The 23,840-nt window shown below is 74.4% G+C and carries 19 protein-coding genes; 12 read left to right on the top strand and 7 right to left on the bottom strand.

The genetic code is table 11. The features are described 5' to 3' along the window. Positions 1-5: 5 nt before the first annotated feature. Positions 6-1,112 (bottom strand): polyprenyl synthetase family protein, encoded by a 1,107-nt coding sequence (locus tag ACFVSN_RS21045; protein WP_387956377.1) that lies wholly within the window; start codon positions 1,110-1,112, stop codon positions 6-8. Positions 1,113-1,287: 175 nt separating this feature from the next. Between ACFVSN_RS21045 and metF the strand changes: the two genes are divergently transcribed. Together metF and ACFVSN_RS21055 are read left to right on the top strand one after the other, a co-directional pair. Further along, positions 1,288-2,202 (top strand): methylenetetrahydrofolate reductase [NAD(P)H], encoded by a 915-nt coding sequence (gene metF / locus ACFVSN_RS21050; RefSeq protein WP_380446023.1) that lies wholly within the window; start codon positions 1,288-1,290, stop codon positions 2,200-2,202. Between the two features lie 161 nt (positions 2,203-2,363). Continuing rightward, on the top strand, positions 2,364-3,233 hold the full coding sequence (locus ACFVSN_RS21055) for a hypothetical protein (RefSeq protein ID WP_380446024.1): 870 nt from the start codon (positions 2,364-2,366) through the stop codon (positions 3,231-3,233). A 16-nt stretch (positions 3,234-3,249) separates the two neighbouring features. Here ACFVSN_RS21055 and ACFVSN_RS21060 read toward each other — a convergent pair whose 3' ends face one another. Together ACFVSN_RS21060 and ACFVSN_RS21065 are read right to left on the bottom strand one after the other, a co-directional pair. Then, positions 3,250-4,743, bottom strand: a complete 1,494-nt coding sequence (locus tag ACFVSN_RS21060; RefSeq protein ID WP_387956378.1) for a phytoene desaturase family protein — start codon at positions 4,741-4,743, stop codon at positions 3,250-3,252. A 26-nt stretch (positions 4,744-4,769) separates the two neighbouring features. Beyond that, positions 4,770-5,390: a DUF4126 domain-containing protein gene (locus ACFVSN_RS21065; RefSeq protein WP_380446026.1), complete on the bottom strand. Its 621-nt coding sequence runs from the start codon at positions 5,388-5,390 to the stop codon at positions 4,770-4,772. Between the two features lie 451 nt (positions 5,391-5,841). Between ACFVSN_RS21065 and ACFVSN_RS21070 the strand changes: the two genes are divergently transcribed. From ACFVSN_RS21070 to ACFVSN_RS21080, 3 genes are all read left to right on the top strand, one after another. After that, the gene (locus tag ACFVSN_RS21070; RefSeq protein ID WP_387956379.1) at positions 5,842-6,390 is read left to right on the top strand and encodes an SAV_6107 family HEPN domain-containing protein; all 549 of its coding nucleotides are present in this window, start codon (positions 5,842-5,844) and stop codon (positions 6,388-6,390) included. A gap of 71 nt (positions 6,391-6,461) precedes the next feature. Next, positions 6,462-7,214 (top strand): methyltransferase domain-containing protein, encoded by a 753-nt coding sequence (locus tag ACFVSN_RS21075; RefSeq protein ID WP_380446028.1) that lies wholly within the window; start codon positions 6,462-6,464, stop codon positions 7,212-7,214. Between the two features lie 429 nt (positions 7,215-7,643). Beyond that, positions 7,644-8,033, top strand: a complete 390-nt coding sequence (locus tag ACFVSN_RS21080; RefSeq protein ID WP_380446029.1) for a DUF3040 domain-containing protein — start codon at positions 7,644-7,646, stop codon at positions 8,031-8,033. Positions 8,034-8,151: 118 nt separating this feature from the next. Here ACFVSN_RS21080 and ACFVSN_RS21085 read toward each other — a convergent pair whose 3' ends face one another. The 4 genes from ACFVSN_RS21085 to ACFVSN_RS21100 all read right to left on the bottom strand — a co-directional run bounded on the left by ACFVSN_RS21085 (position 8,152) and on the right by ACFVSN_RS21100 (position 13,820). Next, positions 8,152-10,581, bottom strand: a complete 2,430-nt coding sequence (locus ACFVSN_RS21085; protein ID WP_387956380.1) for a transglutaminaseTgpA domain-containing protein — start codon at positions 10,579-10,581, stop codon at positions 8,152-8,154. Then, positions 10,578-11,900 (bottom strand): DUF58 domain-containing protein, encoded by a 1,323-nt coding sequence (locus ACFVSN_RS21090; protein WP_387602538.1) that lies wholly within the window; start codon positions 11,898-11,900, stop codon positions 10,578-10,580. Before ACFVSN_RS21090 ends, ACFVSN_RS21085 begins: the two co-directional genes overlap by 4 nt. Position 11,901: 1 nt before the next feature. Then, positions 11,902-12,948: an AAA family ATPase gene (locus tag ACFVSN_RS21095; RefSeq protein WP_380446893.1), complete on the bottom strand. Its 1,047-nt coding sequence runs from the start codon at positions 12,946-12,948 to the stop codon at positions 11,902-11,904. A gap of 329 nt (positions 12,949-13,277) precedes the next feature. After that, the gene (locus tag ACFVSN_RS21100; RefSeq protein ID WP_380446890.1) at positions 13,278-13,820 is read right to left on the bottom strand and encodes a beta-class carbonic anhydrase; all 543 of its coding nucleotides are present in this window, start codon (positions 13,818-13,820) and stop codon (positions 13,278-13,280) included. A gap of 522 nt (positions 13,821-14,342) precedes the next feature. Here ACFVSN_RS21100 and rsmH point away from each other — a divergent pair. From rsmH to murD, 7 genes are all read left to right on the top strand, one after another. Beyond that, positions 14,343-15,317, top strand: coding sequence for a 16S rRNA (cytosine(1402)-N(4))-methyltransferase RsmH (gene rsmH / locus ACFVSN_RS21105; RefSeq protein ID WP_380446888.1), 975 nt, complete (start codon positions 14,343-14,345; stop codon positions 15,315-15,317). Positions 15,318-15,447: 130 nt separating this feature from the next. Then, positions 15,448-15,918 (top strand): cell division protein FtsL, encoded by a 471-nt coding sequence (locus ACFVSN_RS21110; RefSeq protein WP_380446886.1) that lies wholly within the window; start codon positions 15,448-15,450, stop codon positions 15,916-15,918. A 126-nt stretch (positions 15,919-16,044) separates the two neighbouring features. Further along, positions 16,045-18,243, top strand: a complete 2,199-nt coding sequence (locus ACFVSN_RS21115; RefSeq protein ID WP_380446884.1) for a penicillin-binding transpeptidase domain-containing protein — start codon at positions 16,045-16,047, stop codon at positions 18,241-18,243. Positions 18,244-18,336: 93 nt separating this feature from the next. Continuing rightward, entirely contained in the window at positions 18,337-19,902 is a 1,566-nt protein-coding gene (locus tag ACFVSN_RS21120; RefSeq protein ID WP_387602549.1) for a UDP-N-acetylmuramoyl-L-alanyl-D-glutamate--2,6-diaminopimelate ligase, read from the top strand. Next, the gene (murF, locus tag ACFVSN_RS21125; RefSeq protein ID WP_380446879.1) at positions 19,899-21,302 is read left to right on the top strand and encodes a UDP-N-acetylmuramoyl-tripeptide--D-alanyl-D-alanine ligase; all 1,404 of its coding nucleotides are present in this window, start codon (positions 19,899-19,901) and stop codon (positions 21,300-21,302) included. The genes ACFVSN_RS21120 and murF overlap by 4 nt, the downstream gene beginning before the upstream one ends. Continuing rightward, the gene (gene mraY / locus ACFVSN_RS21130; RefSeq protein WP_329928346.1) at positions 21,302-22,363 is read left to right on the top strand and encodes a phospho-N-acetylmuramoyl-pentapeptide-transferase; all 1,062 of its coding nucleotides are present in this window, start codon (positions 21,302-21,304) and stop codon (positions 22,361-22,363) included. Before murF ends, mraY begins: the two co-directional genes overlap by 1 nt. Further along, on the top strand, positions 22,360-23,808 hold the full coding sequence (gene murD, locus ACFVSN_RS21135; RefSeq protein WP_380446876.1) for a UDP-N-acetylmuramoyl-L-alanine--D-glutamate ligase: 1,449 nt from the start codon (positions 22,360-22,362) through the stop codon (positions 23,806-23,808). The genes mraY and murD overlap by 4 nt, the downstream gene beginning before the upstream one ends. Positions 23,809-23,840: the final 32 nt, after the last annotated feature.

The following is a 23,840-nucleotide window of genomic DNA, read 5'->3' on the forward strand; positions in this document are numbered from 1 at the left end:
GAGGCTCAGTACTTGCGGACGGTGGCGGCCTCGGCCAGGGCCAGCAGCACCTCGCGGGCGCGCCGGTCGGCGAGCGGCGCCGCCTCCAGGGCGGCCAGCGACTGCCGCATCAGCTCGTCGATCCGGGCCTCCACCAGCTCCGGCGCCCCGCTCCGCGCGACGAGGTCCCGCAGGCCGGTGACCTCGGCGGGCGCGAGGTCCGGCGCGCCGAGCCGCTCGTCCAGGTGCCGCGCGTCGGCGGCCGGCAGCCCGCGCATCGCGTGCGCGACCAGCAGCGTGCGCTTGCCCTCGCGCAGGTCGTCCCCGGCCGGCTTGCCGGTGACCGCCGGGTCGCCGAAGACGCCGAGCAGGTCGTCCCGCAGCTGGAACGCCTCGCCCAGCGGCAGGCCGAACGCGCCGTACGCCGCGACCAGGCCGGGCCCGGCGCCGGCCAGCAGCGCGCCGACCTGGAGCGGGCGCTCGATCGTGTACTTCGCCGACTTGTAGTGCAGCACCGTCTGCGCCCGGTCCAGTGCACCCTCGTCCGTCGAGTCCCCGGCGACCGGCTCCAGCACGTCCAGGTACTGGCCGAGCATGACCTCGGTGCGCATCAGGTCGAACGCCGGCTTGGCGGCCAGCACCGCGGCGGGGGCCAGGCCGGAGCGCAGGAACAGCTCGTCGCACCAGATCAGCAGCAGGTCGCCGAGCAGCACCGCGGCCGAGGCGCCGTACTGCTCGCGGTCGCCGCGCCAGCCGCGCTCGCGGTGCATCGCCTCGAAGCGGCGGTGGATCGACGGCAGACCGCGGCGGGTGTCGCTGCGGTCCATCAGGTCGTCGTGGACCAGCGCGCTCGCCTGGAGCAGCTCCAGGGCCGCCGCCGCGTTCGCGATCCCCTCGCCCTCGGCCGAGCCGCCGGCGCCGCGCCAGCCCCAGTAGCAGAACGCCGGGCGCAGCCGCTTGCCGCCGTCGAGCAGGAAGTCGCGCAGCGCGTCGGCGGCGGGCGCCAGCTGGGGCGAGATCCCGCCGAGCAGAGCGGACTGGCCGTCCATGAACGCGGCGAGGGCGGCGTTGACGCGCTCGCGGACGTCCTCCACGTCAATGGGGTTGGCCGGCCGGTTGCTGGACGAGGTCACGATGAGGCTCCGGTGGTTCGCTTGGGGTGCAGCAAGCGTAGCGGGGCGGCCGGGAACACCCGTGCGAGCAGGGCGCGGGCGCGGCCGGGACGGCAAGCGGAATGCCGTCCATTCTTTGTCTCAATCCGTGGAACCGAGTTGTCGCGGCCCTTCGGGCGGCGGATAACCTGCCAGCATGGCACTCGGTATCGCTTCCACCCGATCGGACCGCGCGTTGACGGTCCGCGAGCTGCTGGCGGCAGGCAAGCGGTCCTTCTCCTTCGAGTTCATGCCCCCGCGCACCGAGGTCGGCGAGCAGAAGCTCTGGGACGCCATCCGGCGGCTGGAGCCGCTCGACCCGAACTTCGTCTGCATGACGTACGGCGCCGGCGGCTCCTCGCGCGAGCGCACCGTCAACATGGTCGGCCGGATCGCCACCGAGACCACGCTGACGCCGGTCGCCCACCTGACCGCGGTCGACCACTCGGTCGCCGAGCTGCGCAACATCATCGGCCAGTACGCCGACCAGGGCGTGCGCAACGTCCTCGCGGTGCGCGGCGACCCGCCCGGCGACCCGACGGGCGAGTGGGTCAGCCACCCGGAGGGCGTCACCTACGCCTACGAGCTGGTCGAGCTGATCAAGGGCATCGGCGACTTCTGCGTCGGCGTGGCGGCCTCGCCGAACATGCACCCGCGCTCGACGAACTGGGACGACGACATCCGGCACTTCGTGGCGAAGATCCGCGCGGGCGCCGACTACGCGATCACCCAGATGTTCTTCGAGGTCGACGACTACCTCCGGCTGCGCGACCGGGTGACGGCGGCGGGCTGCGAGGCGCCGATCATCCCGGAGATCATGCCGGTCACCAACGCCAAGCAGCTGGAGCGCTTCCCGCAGCTGAGCGGCTCGGCGTTCCCCGCCGACCTGGAGGCCCGCCTGCGGAGCGCGATCGACGACCCGGCCGCGCTGCGGGCGATCGGCATGGAGCACGCCACCGCGATGGCCGAGCGGCTCCTCGCCGAGGGCGCGCCCGGCCTGCACTTCATCACGCTCAACCACTCGACCGCGACGCTGGAGATCTACCAGAACCTCGGACTGCACCGGCGCTGAGCGTTCACGGGCCCGTCACCGCACCGATGGTGGTGGGCTCGGTCGTGTGCAGTCAGGCCCCACGGACGGCGGGAACGCGATGCGGTGCCCCGGCCGTTGAACCGGTACAGTCGCCGCACACGCGCGGCGCGCGCGGGCACGCGACTGGAGGTATCGGGCGGATGGGCATCGGATACCTGCTGCTGTACGCCGCGTTGGCGGTGGTCGCGCTCTGGCTGGTCGCCGAGCTGCTCCTGCAGAACCGGGCCCCGGTGCACTGGCGCGCGCTCGCCCTGGCCGGCTTCCTCGGGGTGGCCGGCGGGATGGTCCTCGGGTCCGTCCCGGTGATCGGCGCGGGCGCGGCGCTCTTCGCGGTCGGCCAGACGTTCGTCACCCTCTCGGTCAAGCGCGGCTACACCGGTGGCTGGTCGCTGCGCGCCGCCGACGGCTCCCTGCCGGGACCGCTCGCCAAGGTGCCGCTGCTCGGCGCGCTCACCGGCGGCGCGGCGGTGGCCGCCGTCGCGGTGGCGGCCGAGACGCGGGTCGGCGAGGTCAGCGCCGTCGAGGAGACCCCGGAGCCGGACCCGCTCGCCCCCGTCGGCGAGGCCGTCCCGGAGGTCGAGCAGACCGCCGCCTTCGAGATGCAGGAGCTCGCCGCCGACGGCGTCTACACGCCCGGCTACTACGAGCAGCACCAGCAGCAGGACCCGTACGCGGAGGCCTACCAGGCCGGGTACGACGTCCCGCAGCAGCAGCCCGCCTACGACCAGCAGCAGTGGCAGCAGCAACCGCAGCAGCAGCCCGCCTTCGCGTACGACCAGGGCTACGGCACCTACCCGCAGCAGCAGGACCCGTACGGCTACCCGCAGCAGGACCCGTACGGCGGCGGCTACCCGCAGCAGGCTCCGGCCTGGGACCCGAACGCCCAGCAGCAGCAACAGCAGCAGCAGTGGCAGCCGCAGCCCGAGCAGCACACCCAGGGCATCCCGCAGCAGCCGACGTACGACCAGGGGTACGGCTACCAGCAGCAGAACACCTGGCACCAGGGCTGAGCCCGGCCCTCGCCGGTCAGGCGGGGCCGATGAGGTTGGCCGCGATGCAGGCCGACATGCCGACCCGCGCCAGCCCGCCGCCGGGGTGGGCGGCGCCACCCACCAGGTAGAAGCCGGGGGCGTCCTCCGTCGGCGCCTGGAGGAACGCGCCACGGCCGCCGGGCAGCGCCGGACGCGGGACCGAACCCTGCCACGAGCCCGTTTCGCGCTCGGTGTCGGCCGGGGTCCGGACCACCCGCCACAGCGCGCGGCCGGCCAGCCCGGGGACCGCCGCCTCCGCCTGGGCGACCATCCGGTCGGCGAAGCGGTCGGCGACGCCCGGCTCCGTCCAGTCGACGCCGCCGGCCGGCACGGTGGCCGTCAGCACGGCCGACTCGTGGCCGGCGGGGTGCAGCGACGGGTCGTCCGGGCGCAGCACCTGCACGGTCGGGCGCTCCGGGAGCGGGCCGGGGCCGAAGATCCCGGCGAGCTCGGCGGCCGGGTCGGCGGCGTGGACGACCGTGCGGTGCGCGGTGCCCGCCGGGCGCTCGCCGCGCAGGGCGAGCAGCACGACGGCCCGGCCGGGGACGTCGTCGGCGTGGGCCACCGAGTCCGGCCAGTGGTCCTGGTCCGGCGCCATGCCCGTCCACTCGCGGTACTGCCGGTTCGCGTCCGCGGCGTGGACGACGAAGTCCGCCTCGACCGGCCCGGCCGTCGTGACGACCCCGGCGGCCCGGCCGTCCTTCTCCAGCACCTCCTCGAAGCGGGTGTCGAAGCGGAACTCGACCTTGCGCTGCTCGCAGCGCCGGTACACCGCGTCCGCCAGCGCGCGCATCCCGCCCTTGACGTACCAGACGCCGAACGACTGCTCCATGTACGGCAGGACGGTCGCCGCGGCCGGGGCGGTGCGCGGGTCGAAGCCGAAGCGCACCGCGTGCTCGTGCAGCAGGGCGGTGAGCCCGGGGTGGCCGTCGAGCTCGCGCGCCGCGACGTCGGCGAGCGTCCAGCGGCCGGACGGGCGCAGCCGGGCGAGGCCGCGCCGGGGCGGGACGGGGTACGGGTCGGTGTGCAGCGGCCTGGGGTCGGCCGGGAGCGGCTCCTCCAGCAGCGGGCGGCGGGTGGCCTCCCAGACCGTCCGGCCGCGGTTGACCACCGCGTTCCAGCGGGCGCCCGACCCGGCGCCGAAGGCGTCGTCCAGCGCCTGGGCGACGCCGCCGCGCGAGGCGTTGGGCAGCGTGAGGGCGGTGCCGTCCGGGAGCAGGTGCCGGCTCTCCGGGTCCACCGGGGCCAGCCCGACGAGCTGCTCCAGCGGCTCGCGGCCGGTCTTCAGCGCGAGGTCGCGGTAGACCGCCGGGAGGGTGAGCAGGCCGGGGCCGGTGTCGAAGGCGAAGCCGTCGCGCTCGTACCGGCCGACCATGCCCCCGTAGGTGCCGCTCGCCTCGCAGACCGTCACCCGGTGTCCGAGGGTCGCCAGTCGGGAGGCCGCCGCGAGCCCGCTCATTCCTGCGCCGATGACGACGATCCTTGCCATGGCACAGATCCTATGGCTACGGCAACCTACGCTTGCTGGGCGTACACCCCCTGAGCCGCCCGCGCGCGGGCGGCCTTGCGCTCGCGGCGGCGGGCGCGGAACGCGCGGATCCGGCTGATCGCCAGCCACACCAGCAGCACGCCGATCGCCAGCAGCACGGCCGAGATCGAGGCGGCCAGCCACGGGTGGAAGATCGCCAGGGTGACCAGGCCGGCCACCGACAGGTCCTCGGCCAGGCTGACCGCGATGTTGCTGGCCGGCTCGGGGGAGGTGTTGACGGCCATCCGCAGCGAGGCCTTCACCAGGTGGCTGACCAGCGCCGTCGTGCCGCCCATCGCGCCCGCCGCGACCTCGCCCAGCGAGCCCGGGTGGCTGCTCGCGATCAGCGCGGCCACGGTGGCGCCGGCGACCGGGCGGATCACGGTGTGCACGACGTCCCACACGCTGTCCACGTACGGGATCTTGTCGGCCACCGCCTCCAGCAGGAACAGCAGGGCGGCCGCGACCAGCACGTCGGTGCGCTCCAGGGCGGGCGGCACCGAGTCGGCGCCCCCGAACCGGCCCAGCAGCCCGAGCAGCAGCACCACCGCGTACGCGTTGATGCCGCTGGCCAGTCCGCTGGTGAAGATCAGCGGCAGGATCGTCATCGGGTCCCCTCCTCGGAACGGCCGTCCGCCGGCCTCGCCGTACCGTACCGGGACGCGGCCGGGCACCCCGCCGGTTCCGGCGCGGCGGCGCGAGCGCGGACCTGAGTACGGATACTCAGATCCGCGGTTGAGTACTTCTGCGGATAGCCCCCCGACCTGCGCGGACGCCACAGTGGTGGCACCCGGGCTGCGGGGCGCGTCGGGCGCCGCGCACCCCGGACGGCGGACCCGTCCGTCCGCCGGCCCTGGGGAGCCGGCGGACGGTCGGCGCAGGGGCCCGCCACCGGAGCCGGCCGGGACGCCGCGCACCGCCGACACGGGGCGGCGGAGCGCGGCGAGGGGGAGCCGGCCACCGGGGGTGACCGCACCGGCGGGAATTGTCAGTGGTGCCGTTCACGATGGAGGAGCACGGACCACCCGGTCCGCGCGCTGCCTCGGAACGGGGGAGACCATGACCATCAGCCACCCTGAGCCCGTCACCGCCCGCCTCCACTCCGCCGCCCTGCCGCACTCCCCGGGCACCCGCCCCGGCGGCGGGGACGTCCATCCCGTGCTGCGCCGGGTCGCCGCGCCGCCGGCCGCCCTCGACCTGCTCGCCGACGCCCACCGCACCCTCGCCGGGGCCCGCGCCCTGGAGGACCCGCTGGAGCGCTACGCCGCCGCGCACCTGGCCGCGCTGCGCACGGTCGCGGCCGTGCTCGCCGTGCGCGGGCGGCCGGAGAAGAACCCGCGCCGCCGAAAAGCCATCCGCAGCGCCTGGGAGGTGCTGCCCGAGGTCGCGCCGGAACTCGCCGAGTGGGCCGTCTACTACGGCGCCGGCGCCCGCCGCCGGGCCGCCGCCGAGGCCGGCATCCGGGGCGCCGCCTCGGCCCGAGACGCCGACGACCTGGTCCGCAACACCGCCCTGTTCCTGCGTCTGGTCGAGCGCCTCCTCGGCCTGCGCCCGACCCCGCCCGCCCCGCGCCTGCCCCCGGCCGGCGACTCCCCGCACGAGGCGTGACGGCGGTCCCACCCGCCCGGTCTAAGGTGGTGACGTTCCCGATCGATCTGCACGTGCCGAGGAGTCCCGCCTTGTACCCGACGCGCCCCCGCAGCGCCCTGCGTACCGCCGTGGTCTGGGAGGTGGTGCGGGCCGCCCTGGAGAAGCGGGCCGCCGAGCTGGACCAGCCCGTGCTCGACGTCGTCGACACCGGCGGTGGCACGGGCAACTTCGCCGTGCCGGTGGCCAAGCTCGGCCACCGCGTCACCGTGGTCGACCCGAGCCCGGACGCGCTGTTCGCGCTGGAGCGCCGGGCCGCCGAGGCCGGCGTCACCGACCTGGTCCGCGCCGTCCAGGGAGACACCCAGACCCTGCCCGAGGTGATCGCCCCCGGCACGATGGACGCGGTGCTGTGCCACGGCGTCCTGGAGGTCGTGGACGACCCGGCCGAGGCGCTCGGCAGCCTGGCCGGCACCCTGCGCCGGGGCGGCCTGGTCAGCCTGCTGGCCGCCAACCGCAACGGCGCCGTGCTGGCCCGCGCGCTGGCCGGCCACTTCACCGAGGCCCGCACCGTGCTGTCGGCCACCGACGGCCGCTGGGGCGAGCAGGACCCGATGCCGCGCCGCTTCACCGGCGAGGAGCTCACCGGCCTCGCCGAGGGCGCAGGCCTGCGGGTCGAGTCGGTGCACGGCGTCCGGGTCTTCTCCGACCTCGTCCCCGGGGTCCTGGTGGACACCGAGCCGGGCGCGATGGAGGCGCTGCTGAAGCTGGAGGAGGCCGCCGCCGCGCAGCCCGCGTTCCACGCCGTGGCGACACAGCTGCACCTGCTGGCCACGCTCGGCTGAGCCTTCGACGGCCTCCCCGGACGGCCGTCCGGACGTCCGCCGCCGCGCGCTTCGCACACCGTGCGGCGGCGGTTCGTCTCCCCTCCACCTCCCGGCCGCGCGGCGGTGATCGTCGCAGCTCCCCAGGTCCGGGCCGATTCCACCGGATCGGGCACTAGTTCGCCGTCCGCGGCGTTGGGAGGAGTGCGGTCGGCCCCGGCCGAAGTGGCCCGGCCCACGCGCCGCGGACCACCCCGGAACGGGCCCACGGACCGTATGATCTGGGTAAAGCCGGAAAGCATGACAGCCGGACGCATGGGGCATATGGACGACACGGACCGGGTCCCCCGCACAGGCGTCCGACCGCGTGTCCCGAAGGCCGAATGGACTTGCCTCCCCGACCGGGGCGGCGGACCGGTCGCACCGGCGACCGACGAGTAGGAGGACTCCGTGCCGCTCTCGGAGCACGAGCAGCGACTGCTCGACCAGATGGAGCGAGCGCTGTATGCCGAAGATCCCAAATTCGCGTCGGCGCTTGAGGGAACCGGGCTGCGCACCTACACCCGCCGACGGGTCTACCTGGCCGTCGCCGGCTTCGTGGTGGGCGTCGCCCTGCTGATGGGCGGCATGGTCGTTCCGGACCAGATCTGGGTCAGCGTGGTCGGGTTCCTGGTGATGCTCGGGTGCGCGGTGTTCGCCGTGACGGGCTGGCGCCGGGGGCCCGCGGGCCAGGGCACCGGCCCCAAGCAGGCCGCCGCGCCGCGCCGCAAGGCGGGGATGATGGACCGCGTGGAGCAGCGCTGGCAGCGCCGCCGGGACGAGCAGACCGGCGGGTTCTGAGCCGCCTGGACGGCGTCCGGGCGCACGAGCCGGCCGACAACCGAGCCTGAAGAGCCGCCGGGGGCGGGCAGTCGATGGACTGCCCGCCCCCGGCGGCTCTTCGCGTTCCCCGCGTCCCTCAGGACTCCTGGTCCCGCCCCTTGCGGGTGAACACCCGCCGCACCGGTCGGGTGACGGCGTCGGACACCCGGCCGACCCTGCCGCCGACCGTCACCCGGGCGGCCAGGACGGCGTCGGAGATCCGCCACCACAGCTGCGCCGACGACGGCGGCAGCAGCACCGCCCGCGTCCGCTCGCGCCGGCCCGCGGTGGCCAGCAGGCCCTCCCGGGCGGTGCGGACGTCGGCCGCGAGCGGCGCGGTGACGTGGGCGGAGCGGGCGTAGAGCACCCGCTCGGTGGCCAGCGCCAGGCGCCCGGCGGCGGCCGCCGCGTCCTCGCCCAGTTCGGCCCGCTCGGAGATCCGCCGGGCGGCGGCGCGCGGGGTGCGCGACTCGTCCGGCGGGATGCCGAGGTCCCAGGCGGAGTCGACCAGCTCGTCCCAGGCGGCCAGGACCTGCTCGTCGGTGAGCTCGGCCGGGCCGTCCCCGCCGGGGCGGCGGCGCCCGCCGCCGATCCGGCGCCGGCGCACCGCGGCGCGCCAGAACATCGGGACGAGCAGCAGCGCGATCAGCGCGACCACCACCGCGAGGGTGCCGAGCACCTGCGCGGAGAGCAGCCAGGAGTCCTGGCCGGTGTCGCCGACGGCGGTGTTCTTCTTGCCGCACTCGCCCAGCTGACGCAGCTTGGCGTCGCAGTCCTTGCTGTTGGACGGTGCCGGCGCGGGCGCGTCGCTGGTGGCGGCGGCGGTCGGCTGCTGGCTCGGGGCGGTGGTCGCGGTGGCGGCCTGCTCGTTGTAGCGGGGCTGCACGCCGCGGCTGGGGGTGGGCTCGAAGCGCATCCAGCCGTAGCCGCCGAAGTACAGCTCGGGCCAGGCGTGGTACATCCGGCCGGTCACCGAGTAGGTGTTGGCGCTCTGGGCGTCGCCGGGGGTGAAGCCGACGGCGACCCGGGCGGGGATCTTCAGGGTGCGGGCCATCGCCGCCATGGTGGAGGCGAAGTGGACGCAGAAGCCGCGCTTGTCGCGCAGGAAGGTGACGATGGCGTCCGTGCCGGTGCCGCTGCTGACGCTGGTGTCGTAGCGGAACTCCGGTCCGGTGAACCAGGCGGCGAGGGCGACGGCCTTGTCGTAGTTGGTCGTCTGCTTGGCGGTGACCTGCCGGGCCAGCTGCGAGACCTCCGTGGGCAGGTTCGTCGGCAGCGCCGTGTAGTGCTCCCGGATGTCCTGGGGCGCGCTCGGCGCGTCGCGCAGGTCGTTGGCGGTGGGCCGGACGTCCAGCGAGGTGACCTGGTAGTGCAGGCCCTTGATCGACTTGTCGTTGGTGGGCATCACGGTGCGGGTCAGCTGGTCGAGCTTCCACTCGCCGCGGTTGGGCAGCTGGACCGAGAGCGCCGGGTACGGCATCGGCAGCCAGCTCTTCTCCAGCGCGTTGCTGACCTGGAAGTCGCCCTTCATCTGCGGGAGGTTGGGGTCCTGGAGACCCTCCGGCGGGGGAAGGGCCGCGCCCAGGTCGGCGACGGTGGTGGAGCCGAGCTTCCAGTTGGTGCCGTCGAACACGTCCAGCGAGCCGGTGCGCAGGTAGGTCTGGTCGGCGATGTCGCTGTCCAGGGTGTAGCGCAGCAGTTCGGTGTTGGTGGGCCGGGTGATCTCGGCCTGCAGGCTGACCAGCGGGTCGAGGCTGGTGACCGCGCCGGCCGAACCCCCGCCGCCGCTGCCGCCGGAGCCGGAGTGCAGCAGGCCGGAGTCCCAGTGCGGCAGGAAGACGGGCAGCAGCATGGCGACGGCCAGGGCCAGGATGCCGACCTGCTGGCCGCCGAGGCCGACGGCGCCGGAGCTCTCGGTGCCGCGCGAGGTGCCGCGGAAGATCCGGCCCCAGCGGGAGACGCGGTCCTGGCCCTCGGCGAAGAGGAGCAGCAGGTAGCCGGCCGCGGCGAGGCCGAACCAGATCCAGCTGCCGTGGTCGCCGGCCAGGCCGTTGCCGACCGAGTACAGCGCGAGCAGCGGCAGCCCGGCCAGCGCCGAGCGCCGGTACGTCACCGCGACGGTGTCGACGATCAGCGCGATCAGGCCGACCGAGCCGACCAGGATCAGCCGCAGGCCCGCGTTGGGCGGCGCGGGGATGGCGTACTGCTGGATGTCGTCCAGGCCGGAGCCGAACACCCGGTCCAGGGAGCTCGGCGAGTTCGGCCCCGGAATCAGGCCGCCCCACACGGAGCCGGATTCGGCGAAGCCGATCAGCAGCAGGAGGACCAGCGCGACCAGCTGTCCGAGCGGCACCGTCCAGCGGAACAGCGGGGTGCGGCGCAGGCCCGCGCCGACGGCGGCGAGCACCGCGATCACCAGGAAGGCGTGGGTGATCCAGCTCTTGGTGGTGAGCAGCGGGGTCAGGCAGAGCGAGGCGAGGGCGGTGGCCAGCGCCGAGTAGACGGTCAGTTTGGCCCGGGTGGTCACGCGCCGGCCTCTTCTCGGTAGGGGGCGGTGGTCTTCGCGCCCTCGGCGGCCCGCCACAGGTCGGGGAGCGAGTCCCCGGCGCGCACCGGCAGGACCGTCCAGCCGGCCTCGCGCAGCTGGCGCACCCGGGCGCGGAACTCGTCGCCGCCGGTCTCGGGGGCGAGCATCCGCAGGCCGGTCCACGTGCCGGTGTCGAGGAGGAAGGCGATGGCGCCGCCGGTGCGCCCGCGCAGCCGGGCCAGCCGTGCGGCCTGGGACTCGTCCAGCTCGCCGAGGACGGCGACCAGCAGGCCCTCGCCGCCGGCGCGCAGCGGCTCCTCGGCGCGGGAGAGCCCGCCGCCGTCGGACAGGTCGGCGACCGCGAGCGCGTCCAGGATCAGCCCGGAGGACTCGGCCGCCGCGTTGGTGCCGCCGGTGCCGGGGCCGGGGACCCACTGGCCGGTGTCGGTGAGCAGCCTGGTCTGGTAGCCGCGCTCCAGCAGGTGGACGGAGACGGACGCGGCGCAGCTGACCGCCCACTCGAAGGAGGAGGCGGGGCCGCTGCCCCGGTGGGCGATCTCGCGGGTGTCCAGCAGCACGGTGGCGCGGGCGCGCTGCGGCTGCTCCTCGCGGCGGACCATCAGTTCGCCGTAGCGGGCGGTGGACTTCCAGTGCACGCGGCGCAGGTCGTCGCCGGGCCGGTACTCGCGCAGGATCACGTCGTCGTCGCCGGCCAGCGCGAGGGTGCGGGCGTGGCTCTCGCCCTGCCCGAGCCACTCGCCGCTCAGCCGCACGTGCGCCAGCGCCTGGACCTGGGGGACGACGGTGAGCACGTCGGACGCGGTGAACGAACGGTTCACCTCGCACATCCCGAACGGGTCGGACAGCCGCAGCTGGAGCGGGCCGAGCTCGTAGCGGCCGCGCAGGTCGGAACGGACCCGGTAGGAGACCTCCCGGTTGCCGCGCGGCTCGACCCGGTCCAGCACGAAGCGCGGGCGCGGCCCGAGCACGTACGGGACCTTGTCCTCCAGGAGCAGCAGCCCGGTGGGCACCCGGGAGATGTTGTCGACCCGCAGGTGGACCCGGGCCTCCTGGCCGGCGATCGCCCGGTGCGGGCTGAGCCGGCGCCCGCTGGCCACCCGGTAGCGGGTGTTGGCCAGCACCAGGGCGGCGGCCAGCGGGAGCGCGGCGAGCAGCACACCGACCCGCAGCAGCGCGTCCTGGTCGAGCAGGTAGGCGCAGACCATGGCGGTGAGCCCGGCGGCGAGGAAGGAGCGGCCCCGGGTGGTGAGGCCGCGCAGGCCGGCCCGCAGGCCCGACGGTGCGTCGGACGGCGACACCTCAGACCCTCCGGCCGGCCGGGCCGCCCTGCGGACGCGGCAGCGGCAGCCGGGCGACGAGGTCGGCCACGATCTGCTCGGAGGTGCGGCGGCTGAGCTGGGTCTCGGCGGTCGGCATCAGGCGGTGCGCGAGGACCGGGACGGCGAGGCGCTGGATGTCGTCCGGGGTGACGTAGTCGCGCCCGTCCAGCGCGGCGGCCGCGCGGGCGGCCCGGACCAGGTGCAGGGTGGCGCGCGGCGAGGCGCCCAGGCGCAGCTCGTGGCTGGTGCGGGTGGCGCCGACCAGGTCGACGGCGTAGCGGCGGACCGGGTCGGCGATGTGCACGGTGCGCACCAGGTCGATGAGCTTGAGGATGTCGGCGGCGTGCGCGACCGGCTGGAGGTCGGCCAGCGGGCTGGCGCCGGCGTGCACGTCGAGCATCGCGAACTCGGCCTCGGGGCTGGGGTAGCCGATCGAGATGCGGGCCATGAAACGGTCCCGCTGGGCCTCGGGGAGGGGATAGGTGCCCTCCATCTCGACCGGGTTCTGGGTGGCGACGACCATGAACGGCGACGGCAGCTCGTAGCTGGTCCCGTCGATGGTGACCTGGCGCTCCTCCATCGACTCCAGCAGCGCGGACTGGGTCTTGGGCGAGGCGCGGTTGATCTCGTCGCCGACCACGATCTGGGCGAAGATCGCGCCCGGGCGGAACTCGAAGTCGCGCTGGTGCTGGTCGTAGATGTTGGTGCCGGTGACGTCCGAGGGCAGCAGGTCGGGCGTGAACTGGATGCGCCGCACGGTGCAGTCGACCGAGCGGGCGAGCGCCTTGGCCAGCATGGTCTTGCCGACGCCGGGGACGTCCTCCAGCAGCAGGTGGCCCTCGGCGAGCAGGACGGTCAGGGCGATCCGGACGGCCTCCGGCTTGCCCTCGATCACGCTCTCGATGTTGGCGCGGACCCGGTCCACGACGGCGGCGAGCTCGGGCAGGCCGACCCGGTGGTAACCGTCCGCCTCCTGGGCGCCCCCCGAAGAACCGCCGACACCGGCCTGATCGCTGTAGCTCGTCACCCGTTACGCTCCCTGGCACACCGTGCCCGCCTCACCCCGAGGCCGGCCCCCACCCCATGCTTGACGCGGCCGTACCAGGGGCGGTTCCGTGCGGGATCCGGCGCCGGGACAGCGGCCTGCGGCCCGGCCGCCCCAGGTGGTTCGAGGTCAACCGGCAGGCGCATTCTCCCCTGCCGGGGGCGCGGAAGTCACCCTGTCGCCGTGACTCGCCCGCTCGCCTCCGGGCGCTCGGGTCCGACGCCGACGGTCGTCGCTTCCTCGCTCCTCCCTTTCGGCGTCGGCGCTTCCTTCGGCTCGGGGCGGGTGACCGGGGGCGGGGCGTCGGGCCGTCAGTGGATCTCGCGCAGGAGACCCGTGTGGACGTCGAAGACGAAGCCGCGGACGTCGTCGGTGTGCAGCAGGAACGGGGAGGTGCGGACGCGCTGCATGGACTGGCGGACGTCGCCGTCCAGGTCGACGAAGGCCTCGACCGCCCACTGCGGGCGCTGGCCGACCTCCAGTTCCAGCTCGCGGCGGAAGTCCTCGGTGAGCCCGAGCAGGCCGCAGCCGGTGTGGTGGATCAGCGCGATCGAGCGGGTGCCGAGGGCGCGCTGGCTGATCGTGAGGGAGCGGATGGTGTCGTCGGTGACGACGCCGCCCGCGTTGCGGATGACGTGGGCGTCGCCCAGTTCGAGGCCGAGCGCCGCGAACAGGTCGAGGCGGGCGTCCATGCAGGCGACGACGGCGATCTTCTGCACCGGGCGGGCGTCCATGCCGCCGTCGTGGAAGGTGACCGCGTACTCGCGATTGGAGGCCACGAAGCGGTCGATGATGGCCGGGGTCTCGGGGTCGGCAGCGGCGGTCGGCGTGGGCCGGTCGGGGGTCACTGTCATAGGGGCGACGTTAGTGCGATTCGAGGGGCCGCGGTGGGGTGGAGAGCTACAGAACGCGGCGCTGTGACCGAGCGCATAGCCACAACGGACGGGTTTGTCCGGCCTGGTCCCGAAGCGCGCGACCCGGGGCGCGCGACCGGGCGCCGCGGCCGCCCCGCTCGCCCCGGCCCGACCGCCGGGACGGCCGCGACCTGCGGTGATCCGTACCGCCGCCCGGGTGGTGCGCCGGAGCGGGCCATTGACTGGTGGGGCCCGCGCGATAGAGTTGCGGCGCAGTGGAGCACACCCCCCGGGGCCCGTCAACCGGGCCTTCCAGGCCGGTGCTCCGGCCCGACCCGGCCCGTGGCCTCCACCCGCTCCGTGTCCTCCTGGCGCACCTTCCCCGGCGCCCGGCGGTCATGTCCTTCCCCTCGAGCGGGCGGGGACCACGGGCCGTGTCGTGCCCGCTCCCGGCGGTGGGCGAGAATGGTCGCAGCTCCCGGACGTCGGGCTGCTCCGCACCGAGGAAGGGCGCCGCCGCGCATGACCACCAACGAGCCGGGACCCAAGCACGTCCCCGTCATGCTGCAGCGGTGCATGGACGCGCTGGCCCCGGCGATCTCCCGGCCCGGCGCCGTGGTGGTGGACGCCACCCTCGGCCTCGGCGGGCACAGCGAGGCGCTGCTCACCCAGTTCCCCGAGGTCCGGCTGGTCGCGGTGGACCGCGACCCGGCCGCGCTCAAGCTCTCCGGCGAGCGCCTCGCCCCGTTCGGCGACCGGGCCACCCTGGTGCACGCCGTCTACGACGAGATCCCCGAGGTGCTGGAGCGCCTGGGCATCGACCGGATCGACGGCGTCCTGTTCGACCTGGGCGTCTCCTCGATGCAGCTGGACGAGGCGGACCGCGGCTTCGCGTACGCCCAGGACGCCCCGCTGGACATGCGGATGGACCAGACCCGGGGGATCAGCGCGGCCGAGGTGCTCAACACCTACAGCCACGGCGAGCTGGCCCGGATCCTGAAGTTCTACGGCGAGGAGCGGTTCGCCGGGAAGATCGCCTCGGTGATCCTCCGGGAGCGCGAGAAGGAACCGTTCAGCAACAGCGCGCGTCTGGTCGAGTTGGTGCGCAACGCCATTCCGGCGGCCACCCGGCGCACCGGCGGGAATCCCGCGAAGCGGACCTTCCAGGCCCTGCGGATCGAGGTGAACGGCGAACTGGAGGTGCTGGACCGGGCCATTCCGGGAGCGCTGGACGCCCTCGCGATCGGTGGACGGATCGTCGTGATGTCCTACCAGTCGCTGGAGGACCGCCTGGTGAAGCAGTACTTCGCGGCCGGAGCGACCAGCACGGCGCCGCCGGGACTGCCGTTCGTCCCCGAGGAGCACCAGCCCTGGCTGAAGCTGATCACCCGCGGTGCCGAGCTGGCCACCGAGGAGGAGATCGAGGAGAACCGGCGCGCCGCGCCCGTGCGGCTGCGGGTGGCGGAGAGGATCAGGGACCGGAAGAAGCGGGGCTGAGCGGGTCCCGGGGCGGTCCGAAGGGCGGAGGAGAGCAGTGGGGCCGGTGGCCGGTGGGGTCCGGGCGGGGAGCGGAGCACTCCCGGGGCAGGGCAGGGCGCGGATCACGGTCCGGCCGGGGCGGCGCCCCGTGCGGGGACGCACGCCCTTCGCCGTCCTGGTGGTGGTCCTGCTGGCGGCGGGGCTGCTCGGGCTGCTGGCGCTGAACACGGCGCTCAACGAGGGCTCCTTCGAGCTGTCCCGGCTGCAGCGGCAGACCACCACGGCGACCGACGAGCAGCAGAGCCTCCAGCACCAGATCGACCAGAACTCCGCGCCGGACGCGCTGGCCCGGCGGGCCGCCGAGCTGGGCATGATCCCGGCCGGCGGGATGGCCTTCCTGGACCTGGGCAACGGCGGCAAGGTGCTCGGCAAGCCCGGCCCGGCGCAGGACAGCCCGCCGGTGAAGCGGTCGACGGCCGAGCCGTGGCCGACCAGGCAGCAGCCGGCGCCGAGCTCCCAGCCGAGCGCCCCGGCGCCGACGGCGACCGCGGGCGACTCCGTCGTCCAGATCAACCCGGGCGCCCCGGCGCCCTCGCCGACGGGGGGTGCGGCCCGATGAGCGGGTGGAGCACGCGGGACACCGGAACCGAGAGCGGCGAGGCGGGCGCATGAGCAAGCGCAGCGAGCTCGTCATCGACACGTGCGGGTGGGCGGATGCCCCTGCCGAGAGCAGCGAGGCGGGCGCATGAGCACTCCGCGACAGCCGTCCGCCGGGGGCTCCGGCAACCCGCGCCGTCCGGCGGCGCCCAAGGGCGCGGCCCCGCGCGGGCAGGCGGCGAAGAAGGCCCAGCCCGCCAAGCCGCAGCCCGCCAAACCGCAGCCCGCGAAGGTGCAGCCGGCCCGGCCGAAGCAGCCCGCCAAGGGCCAGCCCGCGAAGGCCGCTGCCGCCCGGACGCCGAGGGCCCCGCAGCAGCGCCGCCCCGAGGGCCGGCCGCCGGCCAGGTCCCAGGCGGCGGCCCGGCCGCGCCCCAAGTCCCGTCCGCCGCAGCGCCCCAAGGCGCTCAAGCTGGCCGAGCCCAAGCGCCGGCTGCGGGTGATCACCGTCGTGCTGTCGTTGGTGTTCTCCGTCTTCGCGGGCCGGCTCGTCCAGCTGCAGCTGCTGGACGCCGACGCGCTGGCCGCCGACGCCAACACCAACCGCTACCTCAACGTCCCGATCACCGCCGAGCGCGGCTCGATAACGTCCTCCGACGGCGTGGCCCTGGCGGCCACCGTCGACGCGTACGACATCACCGCCGACCCGGCGATGTTCACCCCGGAGGCCACCGGCGTCCCGGACGCCCCCGAGCAGGCGGCGGCGCTGCTGTCGCCGATCATCGGCGTGCCCAAGGAGAAGATCGCCGCCGACCTGCACACCCCCAAGAGCCGCTACAAGCGGCTCGCCGCCCGGCAGACCCCGGGCGCCAAGAGCCAGATCAGCGAGCTCAAGGCGAACCTGGAGAAGCAGGCCGGTTCGCGCGCCTGCCAGGCCCAGAAGCGGCAGCTCGGCAAGCCCGCCGAGCAGGGCGGGCGCACCCGGGTCGACAACGAGTGCGCCAACCCGCTGGCCGGCGTGTTCAACCAGGAGACCCAGAAGCGGGTCTACCCCTCCGACGGCCTGGCGGCCAACCTGGTCGGCTTCGTCAACGGCGAGGGGCAGGGCGCGGGCGGCCTGGAGCTGCAGTACCAGAAGCTGCTGGCCGGCAAGGACGGCCACAACAGCTACGCCCAGGCGGCCGGCCGGCTGGTGCCCACCGCCGGGGGCTCGCTGGAGGCCGCCGTGCCCGGCAACGACGTCAAGCTGACCATCAACCGGGACATCCAGTGGGCCGCCCAGCGGGCGATCACCGACCAGGTGGCCAACTCCGGCGCGGAGAAGGGCTACGTCGTCGTCCAGGACGTGAAGACCGGCCAGGTCCTCGCGATGGCCACCGCGCCCGGCTTCAACCCGAACGACCTGAGCCTCGCCAAGCAGTCCCAGATGGGCAATCCCGCCCTGGTCGACGCGTACGAGCCGGGCAGCACCGCGAAGCTGATGAGCCTGGCCGCCGTCCTGGACTCCGGCAAGGCCAGCTGGGACACCAAGGTCACCGTGCCCGGCAACCTGGTCCGGGCCGGACAGCAGTTCAAGGACGACGTCCCGCACGGCGACTGGTACCTGACCCTGGCCGGGGTGCTCGCCAAGTCCTCCAACATCGGCACCATCGAGGCGATCGAGACCCTCGGCGACGGCGACCAGCTGAAGGCCAACCAGGTGCTGGACGGCTACATGCGCAAGTTCGGCGTGGCCCAGCCGACCGGCCTGAACTTCCCCGGCGAGACGGCCGGCAAGCTCAAGAAGCCGGAGGACCTGGTCGCCTCGGAGAAGTACAACATCTCCTTCGGCCAGGGCCCGCTGCAGATGAACGCGCTGCAGGCCACGTCGGTGTACTCGACCATCGCCAACGGCGGCGTCCGGGTGGCGCCCAGCATCGTCCAGGGCATCACCAGCCCGGACGGCAAGTACACCCCGACCGCGCCGGGCGAGCAGACCCGGGTGGTGAGCGACCAGACCGCCAAGACCCTCACCCAGATGCTGGAGTCCGTCGTCGACGACGAGCAGGGCACCGGCGGCAAGGCCGCCATCCCCGGCTACCGCGTCGCCGGCAAGACCGGCACCGCCAACCGCGGCGCGGCCAACGGCGTCGGCTACGACGGCTACACCGCCTCCTTCATCGGCTTCGCCCCGGCGGAGGCCCCCCGGGTGACCGTCTCCTGTACCCTCCAGGGCCCGGTCAACGGCCACTTCGGCGGCCAGCTGTGCGGCCCGGTGTTCAAGCAGGTGATGGAGTTCACCCTCAAGACCCTCCAGGTCCCGCCGAGCAACAGCGAGGCACCCAACCTGCCCGTCGACTGGAAGCCGTGAACGAGCATGAGCAACGAGCTGGCCGGGCCGGCCGGCGGCGCGGCGCAGGGCCGGTTTGGCCCTGGGCACCCTTCGGCGGATAGCCTTCCCGCCGTGCCGAAACCCGATCAAATCACCGTGAGTCCGCCCCGCCCGGCCGAGGCCGCCGCCCTGCCGCTCGCCGAGCTGGCCGGCCGGCTGGGCCTGCCGCCCGTCGAAGGCGGTGCCGTCACCGGCGTCACCCACGACTCCCGCGCGGTGCGCCCGGGCGACGTGTACGTGGCCTTCCCCGGCGCCAACCACCACGGCGCGGCCTTCGCGGCCAAGGCCGCGGACGCCGGCGCGGTGGCCGTGCTCACCGACCCGGCGGGCGCCGAGCTGGCCGCCCCCACCGGCCTGCCGCTGCTGGTCGTCGACCGGCCGCGGGCCCGGATGGGCGAGCTGGCCGCGATCGTCTACGGGCACCCGTCCGAGCGGCTGCTGATGCTCGGCCTGACCGGCACCAACGGCAAGACCACCACCTCCTACCTGGTCGAGGGCGGCCTGCGCGGCGCCGGCCGCAGCCCCGGGGTGATCGGCACCGTCGAGATGCGGGTCGGCACCGAGCGGATCAAGAGCGAGCGGACCACCCCCGAGGCCACCGACCTGCACGCGATCCTCGGCGTGATGGCCGAGCGCGGCGCCGACGCGGTGACCATGGAGGTCTCCAGCCACGCCCTCGTCTTCGGCCGCACCGACGGGGTGACGTACGACGTCGCCCTGTTCAACAACCTCACGCCGGAGCACCTCGACTTCCACCCGGACATGGAGGACTACTTCCAGGCGAAGGCCCGGCTCTTCCAGCCCGGCAAGTCCCGCCGCGGAGTGGTCAACGTCGACGACGAGTACGGCCGCCGGCTGGCCGCCGAGGCGAAGATCCCGGTGGCCACCTTCTCCGCCGCCGGCGACCCCGGCGCCGACTGGCGCGCGGTCGACGTCCAGCTCGGCCCGGTCGGCTCCACCTTCCGGGTGCTCAGCCCCGACGGCGCCGAGGCCGACGCCTCCGTGCCGCTGCCCGGCCCGTTCAACGTGGCCAACGCGCTCGCCGCGATCACCGTCCTGGTCTCCGCCGGACTGCCGCTGGACCGGGCCGTCGCGGGCGTCGCCGCCGTACCCGGCGTGCCGGGCCGGCTGGAGCGGGTGGACGCCGGACAGCCGTTCGTCGCCGTCGTCGACTACGCGCACAAGCCGGACGCCCTGCGCGCCGTCCTCGCCTCGCTGCGCGAGGTCACCAAGGGCCGGCTGCACGTCGTCGTCGGCTGCGGTGGCGACCGCGACCCGCACAAGCGCGGCCCGATGGGCGACATCGCCGCCCGGCTCGCCGACACCGCCCTGCTGACCAGCGACAACCCGCGCAGCGAGGACCCGCTGGCGATCCTCGCCAGCATGCTCGGCGGCGCCGCCGCGGTCCCCGAGGCCGAACGCGGCGACGTCCTGGTCGTCCCCGACCGGGCCGAGGCGATTCGCCTCGCGGTGGCCCGCGCGCACGCCGGCGACACCGTGCTGGTGGCCGGCAAGGGCCACGAACTTGGCCAGTACGTACGAGACGAGATCCGCCCCTTCGACGACCGGGAGGTGCTGCGGGAATCCATCACGCAGACCACGGCCGCCCGGGGCGACCGAGGAGTAGAGCAGCAGTGATCGCACTGACCCTCGCCGAGGTGGCCGCAGCCGTCGGAGGCACCCTGGACGGCGCCGACCCCGCCACCCCGGTGACCGGCCCGGTCGAGGTCGACTCCCGGAAGGTGCTGCCCGGCGGGCTGTTCGCGGCCTTCGTCGGCGAGCACGTGGACGGCCACGACTACGCGGCCACCGCGGTCGGGGCCGGCGCCGTCGCGGTGCTGGCCTCCCGGCCGGTCGGCGTGCCCGCCGTCCTGGTCGACAGCGTCGTGGACGCCCTCGGCAAGCTGGCCCGCGCCGTCGTGGCCCGCGCCGAGGCCACCACCGTGGTCGCACTGACCGGCTCGGCGGGCAAGACCAGCACCAAGGACCTGATCGCCCAGCTGCTCCAGCGCCTCGGCGACACCGTCTACCCGCCCGGCTCGCTCAACAACGAGATCGGGCACCCGATGACCGCGCTGCGGGTCGAGCCCGGCACCCGGCACCTGGTCATGGAGATGGGCGCCCGGCACAAGGGCGACATCGAGTACCTCACCTCCATCACCCCGCCCCGGATCGGCCTGGTGCTGAACGTCGGCACCGCGCACGTCGGCGAGTTCGGCTCGCAGGAGAAGATCGCCGAGGCCAAGGGCGAGCTGGTCGAGGCGCTGCCCGCGGACGGCGCCGCGATCCTCAACGCCGACGACCGGCTGGTCCGCGCGATGGCGGCCAGGACCAAGGCCAGGGTCGTCCTGTTCGGCGAGTCCCCGGACGCCCACGTCCGGGCGACCGACGTTCGCCTGGACGCCACCGGACGGCCATCGTTCACGCTCACCACCCCGGCCGGTTCCGCGCCCGTACAGCTGCGCCTGTACGGTGAGCACCACGTCTCGAACGCCCTCGCCGCCGCCGCGGTGGCGGTGGAGCTCGGGATGTCCGTCGACGACGCCGCGGCAGCCCTGGGCGAGGCGGGTGCGCTGTCCCGCTGGCGCATGGAGGTCGTCGACCGGGCCGATGGTGTCACCGTCGTCAACGACGCCTACAACGCGAACCCCGACTCGATGAGGGCCGCGCTGCGGGCGCTGGTCTCGATGGGGGGCCGCGGCCCGGAGCGCCGCCGCACCTGGGCGGTGCTCGGCGAGATGCGGGAGCTCGGCGAGGACAGCCTGGCCGAGCACGACGCCATCGGGCGGCTCGCGGTGCGGCTGGACGTCACCAAGCTGGTGGCGGTCGGCGGACGCGAGGCGGCCTGCATGGAACTGGGCGCGAGGAACGAAGGTTCGTGGGGTGAGGAGTCGGTGCTGGTGTCCGACGCGGACGCGGCGGTCGAACTGCTGCGCAGTCAGCTTCGGCCGGGGGATGTGGTCCTGGTGAAGGCGTCCCGTTCGGTGGGGCTGGAGAAGGTGGCCGAGGCCCTCCTCGCGGACGGTGCGGCCGAGTGATGAAGCAGATCCTCTTCTCCGGCATGATCGGCCTGGTCCTGTCGCTGCTCGGCACCCCGGCGCTGATCAAGCTGCTCGCCAAGCACGGCTACGGCCAGTACATCCGCGACGACGGCCCGAAGGCGCACCACAGCAAGAAGGGCACGCCCACCATGGGCGGCATCGCCTTCATCCTGGCGACGCTCATCGCCTACTTCGCGACCAAGGCGATAACGGGCGAGAGCCCGACCGTCTCCGGGCTGCTGGTGCTCTTCCTGACCGCGGGCCTCGGCCTGGTCGGCTTCCTGGACGACTACATCAAGGTCGTCAAGCGCCGCTCGCTCGGTCTGCGGGCCAAGGCCAAGCTGGCCGGCCAGTCGATCGTCGGCCTCGGCTTCGCGGTCCTGGCGATGCAGTTCCAGGACGACCGCGGGCTCACCCCGGCGTCCCAGAGCCTGTCCTTCGTCCGGGACTTCAAGTGGGCGGTCGGCCCGGTCCTGTTCGTCATCTTCGCGTACTTCATGATCGCGGCGATGTCCAACGGCGTGAACCTGACGGACGGCCTGGACGGCCTCGCCACCGGCGCGTCGGTCATGGTCTTCGGCGCCTACACCTTCATCGGCATCTGGGAGTACACCCAGAGCTGCGCCTACGCGATCACCGCGACCGCCAACTGCTACGACGTCCGCGACCCGCTGGACCTCGCCGTCGTCGCCTCCGCCCTGATGGGCTCCTGCTTCGGCTTCCTCTGGTGGAACACCTCGCCCGCCAAGATCTTCATGGGCGACACCGGCTCGCTCGCCCTCGGCGGCGCCCTCGCGGGCCTGGCCATCTGCTCGCGCACCGAGCTCCTGCTCGCGCTGCTCGGCGGCCTCTACGTGATCATCACCCTGTCGGTGATCATCCAGGTCGGCTCCTTCCGGATGACCGGCAAGCGCGTCTTCAAGATGGCACCGCTGCAGCACCACTTCGAACTCAAGGGCTGGACCGAAGTCCTGATCGTGGTCCGCTTCTGGATCATCCAGGGCCTCTGCGTCGCCGTCGGCCTCGGCCTCTTCTACGCGGGATGGGTGACCGGATGACCGAACCCCGATTCACCGGGACGCAGTGGAAGGCCCTGCCCGTCGTCGTCGCCGGGCTCGGCGTCTCGGGCATCAGCGCCGCGCGCGTCCTGCACGGCCTCGGCGCCCACGTCACCGTGGTCGACGGCGGCAGCGGCGAGGGCCTGAAGGCCCGCGCCGCCGAACTGGAGGCCCAGGGCATCACCGTGCGCCTCGGCGACGGCGCGAGCCTGCCCGAGGACACCCGGCTGGTCGTCACCTCGCCCGGCTGGCCGCCGAACAGCCCGCTGTTCGCCGCCGCCGACCTGGCCGGCGTCGAGGTCTGGGGCGACGTCGAGCTCGCCTGGCGGCTGCGCAGGCCGCTGCCCGCCACCGGCGAACCCGCCCCCTGGCTGGCCGTCACCGGCACCAACGGCAAGACCACCACCGTCCAGATGCTCGCCTCGATCCTCACCGCGGCCGGCAAGCGCACCGCCGCCGTCGGCAACGTCGGCGTCTCGGTGCTGGACGCGGTGCTCGCCGACGAGCCGTACGACGTCCTCGCGGTCGAGCTCTCCAGCTACCAGCTGCACTGGGCGCCCTCGCTGCGCCCGCACTCGGCGGCCGTGCTCAACCTGGCGCCCGACCACCTCGACTGGCACGGCTCGATGGAGGCGTACGCCGCCGACAAGGGCCGGATCTACGAGGGCAACGTCGTCGCCTGCGTGTACAACCTGGCCGACCCGGCCACCGAGGCGCTGGTCCGCGAGGCCGACGTCGAGGAGGGCTGCCGGGCGATCGGCTTCGGCCTCGGCGCCCCCGGCCCGTCGAACTTCGGCGTCGTGGACGGACTGCTGGTCGACCGCGCGTTCGTGCCCGACCGGGCCAAGAGCGCCGCCGAGCTGGGCTCCGTCGAGGACGTCAACCCGCCGGCCCCGCACAACATCGCCAACGCCCTCGCGGCGGCGGCGCTGGCGCGGGCCTACGGGGTCGAGCCGAAGGCCGTCCGGGAGGGCCTGCGGGCCTTCCGTCCGGACGCCCACCGGATCGCCGAGGTCGCCGTGGTCGACGGGGTCACGTACATCGACGACTCCAAGGCCACCAACACCCACGCCGCCGCGGCCTCGCTGGCCGCCTACCGGCCGATCGTCTGGATCGCCGGCGGCCTCGCCAAGGGCGCGACCTTCGACGACCTCGTCCAGGGCGCGGCCGAGCGGCTGCGGGCCGCCGTGCTCATCGGCGAGGACCGCGCGCTGATCCGGGAGGCGCTCGCCCGACACGCGCCGGATGTCCCGGTGATCGAGGCGGCCGAGGGCCAGACTGGCGCGGTGGCGATGACCGAGGTGGTCCGGACGGCCGCGTCGCTCGCCCAGCCGGGTGACACGGTGCTCCTGGCCCCGGCCTGCGCGTCGATGGACATGTTCACCAACTACGGCGAGCGCGGCGACCTCTTCGCCGCCTCCGTCCGGGAGCTGGCGGGCGGGTAGCCGGGCCCCGCGAGGGCGTCCGTACGAAGAGA

Source organism: Kitasatospora sp. NPDC057904 (assembly GCF_042887925.1).
In the GTDB taxonomy this organism is placed as follows: domain Bacteria; phylum Actinomycetota; class Actinomycetes; order Streptomycetales; family Streptomycetaceae; genus Kitasatospora.

Excerpts from the sequence above, each read along its gene's own strand:
- murD (WP_380446876.1), top strand. The coding sequence starts at position 22,360 with ATGACCGAACCCCGATTCACCGGGACGCAGTGGAAGGCCCTGCCCGTC.
- ACFVSN_RS21115 (WP_380446884.1), top strand. The coding sequence starts at position 16,045 with ATGAGCACTCCGCGACAGCCGTCCGCCGGGGGCTCCGGCAACCCGCGC.
- ACFVSN_RS21065 (WP_380446026.1), bottom strand. The coding sequence starts at position 5,390 with ATGACGATCCTGCCGCTGATCTTCACCAGCGGACTGGCCAGCGGCATC.
- mraY (WP_329928346.1), top strand. The coding sequence starts at position 21,302 with ATGAAGCAGATCCTCTTCTCCGGCATGATCGGCCTGGTCCTGTCGCTG.
- metF (WP_380446023.1), top strand. The coding sequence starts at position 1,288 with ATGGCACTCGGTATCGCTTCCACCCGATCGGACCGCGCGTTGACGGTC.
- ACFVSN_RS21070 (WP_387956379.1), top strand. The coding sequence starts at position 5,842 with ATGACCATCAGCCACCCTGAGCCCGTCACCGCCCGCCTCCACTCCGCC.
- ACFVSN_RS21100 (WP_380446890.1), bottom strand. The coding sequence starts at position 13,820 with ATGACAGTGACCCCCGACCGGCCCACGCCGACCGCCGCTGCCGACCCC.
- rsmH (WP_380446888.1), top strand. The coding sequence starts at position 14,343 with ATGACCACCAACGAGCCGGGACCCAAGCACGTCCCCGTCATGCTGCAG.
- ACFVSN_RS21060 (WP_387956378.1), bottom strand. The coding sequence starts at position 4,743 with ATGGCAAGGATCGTCGTCATCGGCGCAGGAATGAGCGGGCTCGCGGCG.
- ACFVSN_RS21055 (WP_380446024.1), top strand. The coding sequence starts at position 2,364 with ATGGGCATCGGATACCTGCTGCTGTACGCCGCGTTGGCGGTGGTCGCG.